At 58.0% G+C, this 14,684-nt stretch carries 11 protein-coding genes and 1 pseudogene; 11 read left to right on the top strand and 1 reads right to left on the bottom strand.

What is annotated here, in order from left to right:
- The first annotated feature begins 437 nt into the window (after positions 1 to 437).
- Positions 438 to 2,096 carry an undecaprenyl/decaprenyl-phosphate alpha-N-acetylglucosaminyl 1-phosphate transferase gene (locus ENN66_01535; GenBank protein HDS15305.1) on the top strand — a complete coding sequence of 553 codons (1,659 nt, stop codon included), beginning with the start codon at positions 438 to 440 and terminating at the stop codon, positions 2,094 to 2,096.
- 21 nt (positions 2,097 to 2,117) lie between these two features.
- On the opposite strand, the gene ENN66_01530 is transcribed toward ENN66_01535, so the two are convergent.
- The gene (locus tag ENN66_01530; GenBank protein HDS15304.1) at positions 2,118 to 3,419 is read right to left on the bottom strand and encodes a general secretion pathway protein GspA; all 1,302 of its coding nucleotides are present in this window, start codon (positions 3,417 to 3,419) and stop codon (positions 2,118 to 2,120) included.
- Between the two features lie 404 nt (positions 3,420 to 3,823).
- Between ENN66_01530 and ENN66_01525 the strand changes: the two genes are divergently transcribed.
- The 10 genes and pseudogenes from ENN66_01525 to ENN66_01480 all read left to right on the top strand — a co-directional run.
- Complete coding sequence (locus ENN66_01525) at positions 3,824 to 4,474, top strand: response regulator transcription factor (GenBank protein ID HDS15303.1); 651 nt, start codon at positions 3,824 to 3,826, stop codon at positions 4,472 to 4,474.
- Between the two features lie 259 nt (positions 4,475 to 4,733).
- The gene (locus tag ENN66_01520; GenBank protein ID HDS15302.1) at positions 4,734 to 5,426 is read left to right on the top strand and encodes a hypothetical protein; all 693 of its coding nucleotides are present in this window, start codon (positions 4,734 to 4,736) and stop codon (positions 5,424 to 5,426) included.
- Between the two features lie 969 nt (positions 5,427 to 6,395).
- A pseudogene (locus ENN66_01515) lies at positions 6,396 to 6,476 on the top strand (PEP-CTERM sorting domain-containing protein).
- Between the two features lie 416 nt (positions 6,477 to 6,892).
- Positions 6,893 to 7,984 carry a UDP-N-acetylglucosamine 2-epimerase (non-hydrolyzing) gene (locus ENN66_01510; GenBank protein ID HDS15301.1) on the top strand — a complete coding sequence of 364 codons (1,092 nt, stop codon included), beginning with the start codon at positions 6,893 to 6,895 and terminating at the stop codon, positions 7,982 to 7,984.
- Between the two features lie 201 nt (positions 7,985 to 8,185).
- Complete coding sequence (locus tag ENN66_01505) at positions 8,186 to 8,515, top strand: ArsR family transcriptional regulator (protein HDS15300.1); 330 nt, start codon at positions 8,186 to 8,188, stop codon at positions 8,513 to 8,515.
- Positions 8,515 to 8,835, top strand: a complete 321-nt coding sequence (locus ENN66_01500) for a hypothetical protein (protein ID HDS15299.1) — start codon at positions 8,515 to 8,517, stop codon at positions 8,833 to 8,835. The genes ENN66_01505 and ENN66_01500 overlap by 1 nt, the downstream gene beginning before the upstream one ends.
- Positions 8,836 to 10,137 carry a tetrathionate reductase family octaheme c-type cytochrome gene (locus ENN66_01495; GenBank protein HDS15298.1) on the top strand — a complete coding sequence of 434 codons (1,302 nt, stop codon included), beginning with the start codon at positions 8,836 to 8,838 and terminating at the stop codon, positions 10,135 to 10,137.
- Positions 10,134 to 10,772 carry a cytochrome B gene (locus tag ENN66_01490; GenBank protein HDS15297.1) on the top strand — a complete coding sequence of 213 codons (639 nt, stop codon included), beginning with the start codon at positions 10,134 to 10,136 and terminating at the stop codon, positions 10,770 to 10,772. Before ENN66_01495 ends, ENN66_01490 begins: the two co-directional genes overlap by 4 nt.
- Before the next feature lie 341 nt (positions 10,773 to 11,113).
- Positions 11,114 to 13,123, top strand: a complete 2,010-nt coding sequence (gene tkt / locus ENN66_01485) for a transketolase (protein HDS15296.1) — start codon at positions 11,114 to 11,116, stop codon at positions 13,121 to 13,123.
- 4 nt (positions 13,124 to 13,127) lie between these two features.
- Positions 13,128 to 14,684, top strand: a 1,557-nt coding sequence (locus tag ENN66_01480; protein HDS15295.1) for a phosphoheptose isomerase, incomplete at its 3' end; no start/stop codon positions are given.

Here is a 14,684-nt window from a genome sequence, read left to right as displayed (position 1 = left end):
TAAGTTTTCAATGATATCAATTGTTTACCTCCAAAGTACATAGCATATCGCCATGAAAATATAAAGCAAAAAACATAATTTTTATAATATTTTTAATCATTTATCGTTCCCGGATGGAAACTAGTTAATTGGGGGACATAATACTTATTTCCGCGGAAATAAGTATTATGTCCCCCAATTAAAAAGATGTCCCCAATTAAGAAGGAGGGGCGCGGTATAAAAAACTTGATTTACTGTCTCATCGGGTATATTTTGCCGTCGCCAATAAAGGAGGTAGTCTCCTGGATATCGTGACGTGGTCCACCTTGGTGGGACGCTTTTGATCCGTGCTGTCGCGCCGGCCCGGCGGCATGCCGAAACCGGGGGAAATCACGAAGGTATAAGCCGGGCGTGCGGGTCGGAAAGGGAAAATTTCGTTATGATCGAGATGGTTTTTCATGGTCTTTCTTAACACGCTCTTTCTCTCCCTTTTCATCACCGTGGTGCTGGTGCCTTTTTTCCGGAGCCTGGCTTATAAAATAAATGCGGTCGACAAGCCCGACGAACGCAAGGTGCATGCCCGGCCAATGGCGCGGACCGGGGGTCTGGCGATGGCCGTCGGGGCCTTGTTGCCGTTGTTTCTCTGGGGGCAGGCGGAGGTTTTTCGGCCTTGGCTGCTGGCTTGTGCCATCATTGTGGGGGCCGGTTTTGTCGATGATCTGATCGGGCTTGGCCATCGGGCCAAGTTCGGAGCCCAGATTCTGGCCGCCGCCGTGGTCGTCCTTTACGGCGGCATCGCCATCACCAGCCTCGGCGCCCTGCTGCCGGACGGCTGGCTGCTGCCCGCCTGGCTTTCAATCCCTTTAAGCATCGTAGTTATCGTCGGGGTCACCAACGCCATCAATCTGGCCGACGGTCTCGACGGCCTGGCCGGCGGCATCACGGTTATTTCCTTTCTGTTGCTGGGTTATTTCGGCCTGCGCGCGGGCGATGCCGTGGTGGTGATGGTGGCCGCCGCCGTGATCGGGGCGATTTTCGGTTTTCTGCGCTACAATACTTACCCGGCGACCATCTTCATGGGCGACGCCGGCAGCCAGCTGCTCGGTTTTCTCGCGATCACGGTCTCCCTTTACCTGACCCGGACGGATGTGATCTACAGCCCCCTGTTACCGCTGCTGTTGCTGGGTTTTCCCATTCTCGACACCCTGACGGTCATGCTGGCCCGCATTTACAATGGCCGCTCGCCCTTTGCCGCCGACAAGAATCATTTTCACCACAAGCTGATGCGTCTGGGCCTGGCGCATCGGGAAGCGGTGCTGGCGATTTATCTGGTGCAGCTGGGGCTGGTGCTGGCCGCCTATCGTCTGCGTTTCAGCTCGGACTGGTTGATTCTCGGCTGGGCCCTCGGCATCGGGGCGGCGGTGAGCCTTTTTTTCTATCTGTCATCGCGCTTTGGTTGGCGTCTTACCCGGAAAGCGGAAAACCTTCCCGGAAATTTTCAGAAGATATTGGCCGAAGCCCATCTGCTGACCCGGGTTCTGAAAGTCCTTTTTTTGCTCCTGCGGATCAATTTCTCTCTGATCCTCCTGGTGGTGGTGTTGTCGATGGCCGAGATTCCGGGTTGGTTCGCCGGGTTGGCGCTGGCGCTTTCCGGAGTGGTCCTGGTCCTGATGCTCACCGGAAGTCGTCATTACGAATTTTTTCTGCGGACCGCCGTTTATCTGCCTCTGCCCCTGCTGGTGTACTGGGGCGCCGTGGCGCCGGCGGACGGTCGGATTTCGTGGTGCCGATGTTGCGGCGCCGGTTGGTTTTATGGGCCGCTCTACGTTTCTTTGATTATCTTTTCGCTGTTGTTGCTGAAGCTGACCCGGCGTGACGGCTATCAGAGCACGCCGCTGGATTTTCTGATTCTGATGACCGCGATCCTGCTGCCTTCGGTGGCGCCCGCGGAACTGGCCGGAGGGCAGGTGAAGACCCTGGCGATCAGGATTATTGCCGTTTTTTTCGCGCTGGAAGTGATTCTCGAGGAGTCCAGGACCAGAAATCTGGACCTGGGCCTGACGGTGGTCGGGGTGCTGTTGCTGGCGGGCTTGCGCTGGCTGACGGGGGCGGTCTGAAAAACCGTCCCCGGATTTTTCCTAAGAGAGCAGGCGGTCGAGCCAGGAGCGCTTTTTCGCCTGGTCGTGGTTGTCGGGTTTGCCGGCAGGCTCGGTCCGGGGCGCGCCGGGGCTTTTTCCCGCCGGGCTTTTCCCGCCCGGGCTCGCTTTGCTGCGGTCCGTTTTTTCCCGACCCGTGGATTCGGGTCCGAGTTTTATGATTTCTTTTAATTGCTTGAGTTCGTTTAAGGTCTGAAAATAGCGCAACGCGACCTGCCAGCGTTTCTCCAGACTTTTCTGCAGCAGCAGGGTCAGTTCGAGCAGCAGTTGATCGCGGCCGGTCAAGGCGTGTTGCAGATCCTGCAATTGTCCGGCCTGGGCTTCGACCAGGCTTTCAATAAAACCCAGACGTTGTCTGACCTCGCTCAGGTCGCGGGCGCCGACCGCCTGGTCAAAGCCCGCCGGCGGCATGGCGGCGGGCGCGGCTTGGCCTCCGGCTTCGTCGTCGGTTTCCGCGCTTTCGCCGAAGAGTGAGTTCTGCGCGCGGGTTTTTCTTACCTCTTCAATGATAGCTTCATCGATCGTGGTCAGGCCGTCGGCGTAGCCGTGGACCAGCGCCATGTCGCAGATATAATTGATCAGGCGCGGAATCCCGTGGCTTTCCTGGTGCACGGCGGCGATGGCGGCGTCGCTGAAGAGGGTGGCGTAATTGGGGCAGCCGGTAACCTGCAGGCGGTGGCGAATGTATTCCCTGCTTTCTTCCAGGTTCTTCAGCCCTTCAAGATGGTAATGAACCGTGACCCGTTGCAGGAATTGGCGCAGGTGGGGACGGCGCAGTTTCTGCCGCAGTTCCGGCTGGCCGACCAGGATGATCTGAATCAGGTGCTCCTTTTCGGCCTCGAGGTTGGAAAGCATGCGAATCTCTTCCAGGGTGCGATCGGGCAGATTCTGGGCTTCGTCGATAATCAGGGCGACCCGTCGCCCCTGCCGTCGCTCCCGGTGGAGAAAATCATAGACAAGGGCGATCATGTCGCCCTTGTCGAGCTGGTCGCAATCCAGCTCGAATTTGCGGCAGAGGAGCTTGAAAAAAAGTTCGGGTTCGACATCGGTATGGCTGATCAGGGCCACCTGCAGATCCTTGGGCACCTGGCGCAGCAGGTAGTTGATCAGCGTGGTCTTGCCGCAGCCGACCTCGCCGGAGATGACGACGAAACCCTGGTTTTCCCGAATGGCGTATTCGAGATGGGCATAGGCGCTGTCGTGGCCGGGGCTCATGTAGAGAAAATGGGGGTCGGGAAGCAGGTCGAAAGGTTTCTCCCGCATCGCGTAAAAAGCTTTGTACATGGTGAGCGGTTTTCCTCGGCCGGGCCGACGGGGTCGGTCGGGCCTCGATAAAAAATGGTTAAATGTTTTTCGGCGAGCGGGCGCACATGGGGTAAAAGTACCGCTGTGGTTATAGAGTCCGAGGCGGAAAAATACAACCCCTATTTTGCCCTTTACCAGCGGTTCCGACGGGGTCCGACGTCTCAGCCCCCAATTTTTTAAATCCGGGAATCTCTCCGGTTGCAAAACGGCCGCTCATCTGGTATCTGGTATCTGTACCTCGCACTGAGTCGGTAGCCGTGCCGGGCTTATGCTTTTGGGGGCGGATTCACGGGTGCTAGGCCTGTGCGGCTTTGAGTTTCTGCCCGCGCCCTGTTTTTGGCCGGCATGTTTTTTTTTGAGGAGAGCGGCGCGCTTACATCCCTATGTCGGAAAATGCTGCCGAATGGTTGATTTATATCGTGGGCTCCGGGAATGTCCAGGGGGAATTGCTGGCGATTTTTCTTGAAAAGGAAACCGGTCTGCCCTGCCGCAACGACACCGGCGGCGGGCTGCTGCCGGCCAGTCTCAAGCCGGGTTGCCGGGCGATTGTGTTCAGCGATTGCAAGGGGCGCTCGGTTTCTTATATCGTCAGCCGCTTGAAGGACCATGATTTTCAGACCAGCGAGGATGTCTTTATCGCGCTTTTCAACGTTGACAGCGCCTGCAATGTCGAGGAGGAATTGCTGCGTTTAGGGGTCTGGGGGGTTTTTTATGAAGAAGACCCGCCCAAAAATCTTTGTCGCGGGGTCGAGGCCATCCGCAACGGTGAAATCTGGCTTTCCCGGCAGCTCATGAGCTCCTGTCTGGTCGATATGCGGCGGCGCGAAGGCGGCACGCGCGAGGAAAAATTCGTCCTGACCGGCCGCGAGCGCGAGGTGCTGCTGATGGTTTCACAAGGCCTGGGCAATGACGCCATTGCCGCTAGACTCTGCGTCAGCATTCATACCGTGCGTTCCCACCTCTACCGGATCTTCAAGAAAATCAACGTCGCCAATCGCCAGCAGGCCTCGATCTGGGCCGCGCGTAATCTCTGATTCGCCTTTTCCGCGCGCCTTTTCCGTGGGCTTGGTTCTCCTTTTTTGGCCCCGGTCTCCGCCTGGTGGCTTCCTTCCCTCTGTGCAGCCTTTTTCCACGACAAATTAAGCTTTTTTTCATACTTTCGTCGTATTTACTCTTGCTTTGGAATCAATTTAAATAAAAGGTGATGTGATTGGGGGTCGGGTTGGCAAAGGAATGGCAATTGGGGGGGACGGTGTCCCCGGGATTATAATTTTATAAAAGGAGGAAAAGGCAATGAAAGCGATCGGGAAAATTTTTAGCATGGCGTTGTTGCTGGTCTTTCTGTCCGGCGGAGCCGGTTGGGCGTCAACGTATAATTTCACGGATCCCAGTGGCCAGTACTGGGCTGGAACAGCTAACGGTTCATTGACTATCAGTGCCGACGATATCGCGGCGTTTCTGGCCGATGCTGCGGATGGGTCGCTGGATGGTGACTACAGCTCCCTGTACTCGGGCAGCTACAGTTATGTGCATGGCAGCGCTCCGGTTAGCGGGAGTGCCTTTACTGGAAACTCGGGAAGTTTCTCTCTTGACGCGGCCGGCAACGCCTATGTCGGCGGCACCGGCGGCAGCTTCGCCTTCGCCGGGGGCACGCTTTATTATGCTTTTTCTGATGTTGACCTCGGTTCGTCTGAAGTTACCGCTGATTTGGACCTGATGTTCTTTCGGGGCGATCCGACCGCTAACTATGTCTATGCCGGTCTCGGTATCGACAGCCTGAGTTTCGTCTTGGCTGATTGGCAGAACCTTAATCTGGCGGGCCTGTTCTGTGGTAATTGCGGCGGCGGTGATTTCACCTTCACTACCAACGGTGCCGTGGATGTTGACGTGATCGCCGGCAAGCATTGTGTTCCCATCCCCGGTGCCGCCTGGCTGCTGGGTTCCGGTCTGCTCGGCCTGCTCGGGGTGCGGCGGCGTTCCGCCTGATGATCGGTAGTTTCGTTTAGGCATGCGGGTTTTTACCGCAAAAAGGGCCGCGTTCGCGGCCCTTTTTGCATGCTTTTTTATAGGGCGAGTCGGGTGTGTCCATGGTGCAATTTTGGGGCGCAACTCGATTGAAAAGAACTTTTTTGCCTGCCCCTCCTGGTGGTTACCTTCCTTCTGTGCAGCCTTTTTCCCACGGCAAATTAAGCTTTTTTTCATACTTTCGTCGTATTTACTCTTTCGGTATGATGTCGTATATTCCCATCATGGCGAGTTGAGACGCTTGTACTTCGAGAATCAAACGCCGGTCGAGACATTAGATGCACCGGCAGGGTAAAAATAAACAGTGGAGGAAAAAAGGCAATGAAAAGGTTACTGGCGATAACAGCGTTGGCGCTGATGCTAGCGTGGGGTCTGGGAGTGAGCGGAGCAATGGCTTGGTATCTGGATTTTAATGTGCATAGCGAGAACAATCCTGGCTCGATTTCTTACGCTGGTGGAGCTGCCCCATTAGAGGGTAGTGGAATCGTCGTTGATGACGTGATGTTGCAGGATGCAGCTTATGATGCCAGCATTTCCCTCTCGGGCGCAGTACTTAATTTTGTCACAGGCAATCTAGTCAGCTACGACAATGCCGGTACGTATGAGACCTGGACATTTGGTCCTGGTGGGTATATCTCAATTACCGATCCCCAATATTCTGCCCCGCTTATGTATGGATCTTGGGAAAACGCCATAGTTATGACGCTTTATGATGGTGGGGTTTTCTCATTGCAACTGGCAGCGGGCTCCTATCTGGATCATAAAAACGGGTTGATCCTTTGTGGGCTTGGCTTGCCGGGCTATGAGTGTGCAGACGCGTTGGTTGGTAACTTTGCTGGTGGCCTTAACCTAACTTTTATAGCCAGTGTGAACGATAATACTCACGCATTCACATCTACTTCCGTAAATACCGGGGACGTCCCCAATACTCCCGTCCCCGTTCCCGGCGCCGCTTGGCTGCTGGGTTCCGGTTTGCTCGGCCTGCTCGGGGTGCGGCGTAGACGGAGCTGAGGGTTGGTCCGGCGCGAGCGCGGCGGGGTTTTCATAAATGATGGTTTGCAAAAAGGCCCGGCGTCTGGCGTCGGGCCTTTTTTTTGCCGCCGCCTGAAAAAACTGAAAAACTGGAAAAACTGGGGACATAACACTTATTTCTTGGACGGAAATCAGGTCATGTCCCCAGGATATCCTTCTGCAAAGTTACTCTTCCGAGTAGTTACTGTTGCAGCCCGACACCAAGGTTATGCAAGAGCCGGCCTGGCGCTGGTCTGAGCCGTGGGACCTTAGGTGGTGTCCATTTTATTGACAGATGTTGTCTGATGGCTTATTAAGATGCGTAACCGTTGCATTCCGGCATGCAACCACCAAGCGGAATAGCTACTTGAAATTTAACGAAAATCAATGCAAGACGGTCTTCATAAGGAGTGGTGATGAAGGTTTTTCTGGTGGCCGGGGCGCGGCCCAATTTCATGAAGATCGCGCCGATCTATCATGCCGCGGTCGGTCGGGCCGGGCTCGAATGCCTGATTGTTCATACCGGCCAGCATTATGATTATGAGATGTCGCAGGCCTTTTTCGACGATCTGGAATTGCCCCGGCCCGATTTTTTTCTGGAGGCGGGCTCCGGCAGCCATGCCGAGCAGACGGCCCGCATCATGGTTGCCTTTGAGAAGGTCTGCCTGGAGCAAAAGCCCGATCTGGTCATGGTGGTCGGCGATGTCAATTCGACCCTGGCTTGCAGTGTGGTTGCCAAGAAGCTGTGGATCAAGGTGGCCCATGTCGAAGCCGGATTGCGTAGTTTTGATCTCAGCATGCCGGAAGAGATCAACCGCATGGTCACCGATGCCGTCAGCGATTATTTTTTCGTTACCGAGGAAAGCGCGGTGCGTAACCTGGAGCACGAGGGCAAGGCGGCCGACCGGATTTTTTTTGTCGGCCATGTCATGATCGACAACCTGCTGCGCCAGGTCGAAAGGCTTAAGGAAATCGACGGCCGCAATTTTTCGGTTTGGCCCCTGAAGGAAAAGCTGGCGGGTCGCGCCTATCTCTTTCTGACCCTGCACCGTCCCGCCAATGTCGATGACGCTAAGGTGCTGGGCGGTATCGTCGCGGCCTTGAACCAATTGGCGCAAAAATACCCAATCTTTTTTCCGGTGCATCCGCGGACCGGCAAGATGCTGCAACGCTTCGGCCTGAAGCTTGATGAAAATATCATGCCGCTGCAGCCGCTGGGTTTTCTGGAGTCCCTTTTTCTGTGGCGGGACGCCTTTCTCGTGCTCACCGACAGCGGCGGACTGCAGGAGGAAACCACGGCCCTCGGCGTGCCCTGCCTGACCCTGCGCGACAATACCGAGCGCCCGATCACGGTCGAGCTCGGCACCAACCGGCTGGTCGGCAGCCATCCGCAGGCCATACTCGGCGCCTGCGCCGAATATGAAAAAGACCGTCCCCGGCCGCGTCCGGCTCCGCCCTTGTGGGACGGCCGGGCCGCATACAGAATCTGGGAAAAACTGGGGACATAATACTTTTTTCTTGACAAAAATCAGGTCATGTCCCCGGAATAACCCGCCGGAACAACCCGCCGGAACAACCCGGATAATTACGGTTTTTAAAAAAAGAGGGGAAGAACGGTTGACCGGCGGGCCCCCTTGCGTTATACTTGCATTGTTGTTTAAGTGTAATAATATGAATAGGTGATTATATTTTTGCGTGAGGTGACGGCCATGCCGAAAATTTCGGCCTTTGCGCCCGAAGCGGATCTTATCGATCTGCATGCCGCATTCTGCACGATCTTTTCCTCGCCGATTCGTTTGCGGATCATGGATCTGCTCGGCGACGGGGAAATGTCGGTGGGAGCGGTGGCGGAGGCTCTGCATCTGTCGCTGGCCAATGTTTCGCAGCATCTGCGTCTGATGCGCAACCAAGGGGCGGTGGTTTTTCGGCGCGACGGCAAGACGCTTTATTATCGGGTCGCCAATCCCAAGTTCATCGAAGGTATCTTGAAAATCAGGGAAGGTTTACTTGAGGAACTGAAAAAAAGAGGAGGTTTCTGATGTGGTTACGAAGGCTGGTTTTTCTGATGTTGTTGCTGTTGCCGGGACTGTCGGGAGCGGCAACCGGCGGTGCCGGCGCCGCCGCGGCCGGCGTCGGGGAAATTTCCGGGGCGGGACTTTCCACCGCCGATCACAGTCGTTTTGCCGAGCTGGATCGTCCGTTCGCGACCGGCCCCGAGGTCACTCGGGCCTGCCTGAAATGTCATAATCAGGCCGGGACTCAGGTGCAAGGCTCGATACACTGGACCTGGGAATGCGAACCCGGCGCCGGAGCCGACAAGCCTCCTCTGGGTAAGGCCCACGTCGTTAATAATTTCTGAATCTCGCCCCAATCGAACTGGTGCAGGTGCACCAGCTGTCACGCCGGGTACGGCTGGAGTGAAAAGGACTACGATTTCAGCGCGCAGGAAAATATCGACTGCCTGGTCTGTCACGACACGACTTCCACTTATGTCAAGTTTCCCACCGCTTGCGGCCATCCCGCCTATGTCGAAAAAAGTTTCGGCGGCAAACTTTACGCGCCGGTCGATCTGCGCCGGGTGGCTCGCGCGGTGGGCAAGCCGGGGCGGGAAAATTGCGGCAACTGCCATTTCTACGGTGGCGGCCGCGACGGCGTCAAGCACGGCGATCTCGATTCCTCGCTGCTCAAGGCCGACAAGGCCTTGGATGTGCATATGGCCGCCGAGGGCCTGAATTTCAGCTGCGGCAAATGCCATGTCACCAAGGCGCACCGGATTTCCGGGCGCTGTTACGAAAAACCCGCTTTTCAGAAACATGAACCGGCCTTGCCTAAGGATGACGGCGAGCGGCTGGCCTGTGAATCCTGCCATGGATCCAGCCCGCACCGGCGCAACCGCATCCTTGATCACCACACCGACAAGGTGGCCTGCCAGAGCTGCCACATTCCGACCTATGCCCGGGGCGGGGTTTCCACCAAAGTGTGGTGGGATTGGAGCACGGCCGGAAAATTCGCCGAGCCGGGCAAGATTATCGTCAAAAAGGATGACTTCGGCGACGTTATCTATCACAGCCAGAAGGGCGACATGCTTTGGGGCCGCGAGGTCGAGCCCGAATATCGCTGGTATAACGGCGTGATGACTTATTTCGAGGCCGAACAGCGCCTGCCCTATGGGGTTGACCGGGTCGAACTTAATGTCCCCGAGGGCGATTACCAGGATCCTCGGGCCCGCATCTATCCTTTCAAGATCATGCGCGGCCGGCAGCCTTTCGATCCGGAAAATCGGCTCCTGGTGATTCCGCATCTATACGGCAAAAAAGAGACCGGAGCCTACTGGGGCGCCTATGACTGGGAACAGGCCGCCGCCGTCGGCATGCGGGAAGCCGGGCTGCCGTTCAGCGGGCGGCTTGACTTTATCGAAACCGGCATGTACTGGCCGATCACCCACATGGTCACGGTCAAGGAGCAAGCCCTGGGCTGCGAGGCCTGTCACAGCCGGAACGGCCGCCTGGCCGGGCTCAAAGGTTTCTATCTGCCGGGCCGCGATCGTTGGCTGGGGCTGGACCGCGCGGCCGGTATCGCCCTGCTGCTGACCTTTCTGGGTCTGGCCCTGCATGCCGGGCTGCGCTTTCTGGGCAGTCGCCGTCAAGGAGGTCGGTCGTGAAAATCAAACTGCATTTATATACTCGTTTTGAGCGTTTCTGGCACTGGTTGCAGGCTTTTCTGATTATCTTTCTGCTCCTTAGCGGTTTTGAGATTCACGGCGGTTATCGGCTTTTCGGCTACGCCGCCGCCTGCCGCTGGCATAATCTGGCCGGCCTGGTCCTGCTCGGGCTGACCGCGTTCGCGATCTTCTGGCATTTGACGACCGGGCAGTGGCGGCATTACCGTCCCCGTTTCGAGAATCTGCAAAAGATCGTCGCTTTCTACCTGGTCGGCATCATGCGCGGGGAAAAGCATCCGTTTCACAAGAGCGAGGAACGCAAACTCAACCCCCTGCAGGCGCTTTCCTATCTCTTCCTGAAGGTGGTGCTGCTGCCCCTGCAGCTGCTCAGCGGTCTGCTTTATTATTATTACAACGATTGGCCGGCCTGGGGTCTGAGTCTGCGGCTTAACGGGGTCGCCTTTTCCCATACCCTGGCGGCCTTTGCCCTGCTCCTGTTTCTTCTCGTCCATGTCTATCTGACCACGACCGGCGGCACCCTGTCGGCCTATACGGTTTCGATGTTTACCGGCTGGGAAGAGGTGGAAGTGGAGGAGGCGGCGGCCGGGCGAGAAAATGAGAGTCACAAAGGATAAAGATCGGACCGGAAAGTGATTCGCGGATTGATTTAGCTTTTCTAAACTGCTATAAACGCGAGCGGGCTGATTTTTCTCCCGCCGCCCGGGTTCATGGAGAGTATATTGACGGTTTTTTGAAAAGTCAAAATTCTGTTATTTCCATTATTTTCGCGGTGTTATGCCAACCAAAGACGGGCTCGAAAAAGGGTTCGTCTTTTTGGTTTGTACGAGTTGTTTTGTAAACCCAGAATTTCCGGTGTTCCCGATTTTTCGGGTTGGCCGCAGAAGAATCCAGGCTGCGCCGGTTTTCCCTGAACAGATACTGATTTTTAATTATGATGGAGGTTGAAGGATAGATAATGCAGACTCTGGAAGATAAGTCCGTCAATACGATTCGTTTTCTCGCGGTCGACATGGTGGAAAAGGCTAATTCCGGGCATCCGGGCATGCCGATGGGGGCGGCTCCGCTGGCCTATACCCTCTGGCGTCGTTTTCTCAAACATAATCCGGCCCATCCCCAGTGGGCCGACCGCGATCGTTTTGTCCTTTCCGCCGGTCACGGTTCGGCCTTGCTCTACGCCCTGCTGCATCTCTGCGGTTATCCCTTGAGCCTGGATGACCTCAAGGCGTTTCGGCAGTGGGGCAGCCGGACCCCGGGGCATCCCGAATTCGGGCATACCCCGGGGGTGGAAATCACGACCGGTCCCCTGGGGCAGGGCCTGGCCGCCGGGGTGGGCCTGGCGATGGCCGAGAGAAGCCTGGCCGCGACCTTTAACCGGCCCGGTTTTCCCGTGGTCGATCACTTCACCTACGGCATCGTCGGCGACGGCGACCTGATGGAAGGCATTTCGCACGAGGCCGCCTCCCTGGCCGGCAACCTCGGCTTGGGGAAACTCATCTATCTTTATGACGACAATCATATTTCCATCGAGGGGCCCACGGAAATTACCTTTACCGAAGACCGGGTCGCCCGTTTCCGGGCTTACGGTTGGCAGGTGATCGAAGTCGCTAACGGCAATGACGTGGCCGCGCTCACCGCCGCCCTGAACGCGGCCCGGGCCGAAACGCAACGTCCCAGTCTGATCGCCGTGCGCACCCATATCGGTTTCGGCAGCCCGGCCAAACAGGACAGCCCCTCGGCGCATGGCGAACCTCTGGGCGCAGCGGAAATTATCGCCACCCGGGTCAACCTGGGCTGGCCGGAGGAGAGCTCCTTTTTCGTGCCGGAGGAAGTCTATCAGGATTTCGCCGGGGTTGGCGCGGCCGGTGCGGCTGCGGAACAAGCCTGGCTGGAGATGATGAGCGCTTACGCGCAGGCCTTTCCCGAACTCGCGGCCGAATGGCGGCGGCGGCAGGCGGCGGAACTGCCGGCGAACTGGAAAAAAAGCCTGCCTGGATATGACGCCGATGCCAAGGGCGTAGCCTCTCGCGTCGTTTCCGGCAAGATCATCAATCGGCTGGCGGCAGTGCTTCCGGAACTGATGGGCGGCTCCGCCGACCTCGGGCCTTCGAACAAAACTCTGATCGAGGGCGCCGCCGATTTCACGGCGCCCGCTTTTTCCGGCCGTAATATTCGTTTCGGGGTGCGGGAACATGCGATGGGAGCGATCATGAACGGTATCGCCCTGCATCGCGGTCTCAGGATCTTCGGCGGCACCTTTCTGGTTTTCTGCGACTACATGAAACCGGCGATTCGCCTGGCGGCGATGATGGGCCTGCCGGTGATTTATGTTTTTACCCATGACAGCATCGGCGTCGGCGAGGACGGCCCGACGCACCAGCCGATCGAACATCTGGCCAGTCTCAGGGTGATTCCCGGCCTGACCGTGATTCGGCCGGCCGACGCCAACGAGACCGTGGCCGCCTGGCGGGAGGCGCTGCTGCGCACGACCGGGCCGACGGCTTTGATTCTGACCCGGCAGAATCTGCCGACCCTGGCCGCGACCGGCAGGAAAGCGGCGACCGGAGTGCATCGCGGCGCCTATCTGCTCAGGGACGCGCCGGAAGCCGACCTGACCCTGATCGCCAGCGGTTCGGAAGTGGCCCTGATCCTGGCGGCGGCGGAAGACCTCAAGACCAGGGGCGTGGCCGCGCGAGTGGTTTCCATGCCGAGTTGGGAACTGTTTACCGCTCAATCCAAAGCCTATTGTGATCAGGTGCTGCCCCCGGGCGGTCGGCGGCTGATCGTCGAGGCCGCCGCTTCCCTGGGTTGGCATCGGTTCCTGGATGGACCCGGGGACATTCTGGCCCTGGATCATTTCGGCGCCTCGGCGCCGGCGGTGGAGCTCTTTCAGCATTTTCGTCTGACGCGCAAGGAAATCGTGCGGCGGGCTCAGGCGCTGGTCAAAAAACGAGTTGGCTGGAGGTGAAATTATGTTCGCAACCGCTTTGAACCGTCTTGAAATTGAGTCCGGTCCGGTGCGCTTGGCGCTGGACGAACGCCTGGACCAGTGGCAAGCGCAAAATGTCGGACGCCGCCTCTGGGCGGCCGATCCCACGGTCTGGATCGTTGATTCCGACCCGGCCGGAAACATTCCCGAGCTCAGTAACCGTCTGGGCTGGCTTGATCTGCCGGTAAGTATGGCCGGGCTCGCGACCGAGCTTGAAAACTTCGCCGCCGGCATTCGCGCCGCCGGTTTCTCCCGAGTGGTGGTGCTGGGCATGGGGGGCAGCAGTCTGATCGCCGAGGTCTGGAGCGAGGTTTTCGGTGTGGTCGACGCGGGTCTGCCGCTGCTAGTGTTGGACAGCACCCACCCCCTGGCCGTGGCGGAGATTGGAGCGGTCGAGACCCTGACCGAAGCCCTTTTCCTGGTGGCCAGTAAATCCGGAGGCACCCTGGAAACCCTTTCTTTTTTCAATTATTTCTATCAGCGGCTGAGCCGGCTGCGGGAAAATCCCGGACAGAATTTCGTTGCCCTCACCGATCCCGGGTCCGGACTTGAAAAGCTGGCCCGGGAAAAGGGCTTTCGCCGCATCTTCGCGACTCCGGCCACGGTCGGCGGCCGCTATTCGGCCCTGACCGCCTTTGGCCTGTTGCCGGCCGCTCTGCTCGGCCTGGCGCCGAGCCAGCTGCTGGCCCGGGCGCAAGTGATGATGGCTGCCGGCGCGGCGAAAATCGCGCCGCGGGATAATCCGGCGCTCAGGTTAGGAGCTTTCCTGGGGGAACTGGTCCGGGCCGGCCGCGACAAAATGGGTCTCGTGCTTTCGCCCCGGCTGCGCCCGTTCGCGGTCTGGCTGGAACAGTTGATCGCGGAAAGCCTCGGTAAGCAGGGCTGGGGTTTGTTGCCGGTGATTATCAGCGAGACCGAAGCCGTTCCCCGCTGTAATCGGGAGGGACGGCCCGCCGAAGACGCTTTTTATGTTTTTCTGCGCCTGGGCGGCGATGATAACCGAGTTCTGGACCAGGGCCACGCGCAGGTGGTCGAAGCCGGACTGCCGGCGGCCCTGATCCGGTTGGATGAGCCCGCCGATCTCGCCCAGGAACTTTGGCGTTTCGAGCTCGCCACGGCCGCCGCCGGTGCGGTTCTCGGCCTTAATCCTTTTGATCAACCTGATGTTGAGGCCGCCAAGCAAGGGGCGTGCGCCGTCATGGAGAGCTGGGAACAGGCCGGTTGTCTGCCGTCTCCGGAGCCCCTGGCGAGGTTGGCTGAAGGCCGGCTGTACGGCAGCCGCCATTTCGAAAAGGTCACCGATCTCGAACAGGTGCCGGTCCGGCTTTTGGCTTTGGTTAAGCCGGGAGATTATCTGGCCCTGCTCGTTTATCTGCCCCGGACTTCGGAACTTGACCGGGTTCTGGCCCGCCTGCGGGAGCATCTGCAGGCTGCCTGCCGGGTGCCGGTGACGCTCGGTTACGGTCCCCGCTATCTTCATTCAACCGGTCAGCTGCATAAAGGCGATGGTAATCACGGTGTTTTTCTGCAATTGAGCGGC

This window comes from Pseudomonadota bacterium (assembly GCA_011049115.1).
In the GTDB taxonomy this organism is placed as follows: Bacteria; Desulfobacterota; Anaeroferrophillalia; order Anaeroferrophillales; family Tharpellaceae; genus DSCM01.
The sequence above is the reverse complement of the archived record's forward strand: the minus strand, read 5'-3'. Positions and strand labels throughout refer to the sequence as shown.

What these genes read in the sequence shown, in the direction of transcription:
- ENN66_01525 (HDS15303.1), top strand. Translation starts at nt 3,824, where the DNA reads ATGTCGGAAAATGCTGCCGAATGGTTGATTTATATCGTGGGCTCCGGG.
- tkt (HDS15296.1), top strand. Translation starts at nt 11,114, where the DNA reads ATGCAGACTCTGGAAGATAAGTCCGTCAATACGATTCGTTTTCTCGCG.
- ENN66_01520 (HDS15302.1), top strand. Translation starts at nt 4,734, where the DNA reads ATGAAAGCGATCGGGAAAATTTTTAGCATGGCGTTGTTGCTGGTCTTT.
- ENN66_01500 (HDS15299.1), top strand. Translation starts at nt 8,515, where the DNA reads ATGTGGTTACGAAGGCTGGTTTTTCTGATGTTGTTGCTGTTGCCGGGA.
- ENN66_01530 (HDS15304.1), bottom strand. Translation starts at nt 3,419, where the DNA reads ATGTACAAAGCTTTTTACGCGATGCGGGAGAAACCTTTCGACCTGCTT.
- ENN66_01535 (HDS15305.1), top strand. Translation starts at nt 438, where the DNA reads ATGGTCTTTCTTAACACGCTCTTTCTCTCCCTTTTCATCACCGTGGTG.
- ENN66_01505 (HDS15300.1), top strand. Translation starts at nt 8,186, where the DNA reads ATGCCGAAAATTTCGGCCTTTGCGCCCGAAGCGGATCTTATCGATCTG.
- ENN66_01510 (HDS15301.1), top strand. Translation starts at nt 6,893, where the DNA reads ATGAAGGTTTTTCTGGTGGCCGGGGCGCGGCCCAATTTCATGAAGATC.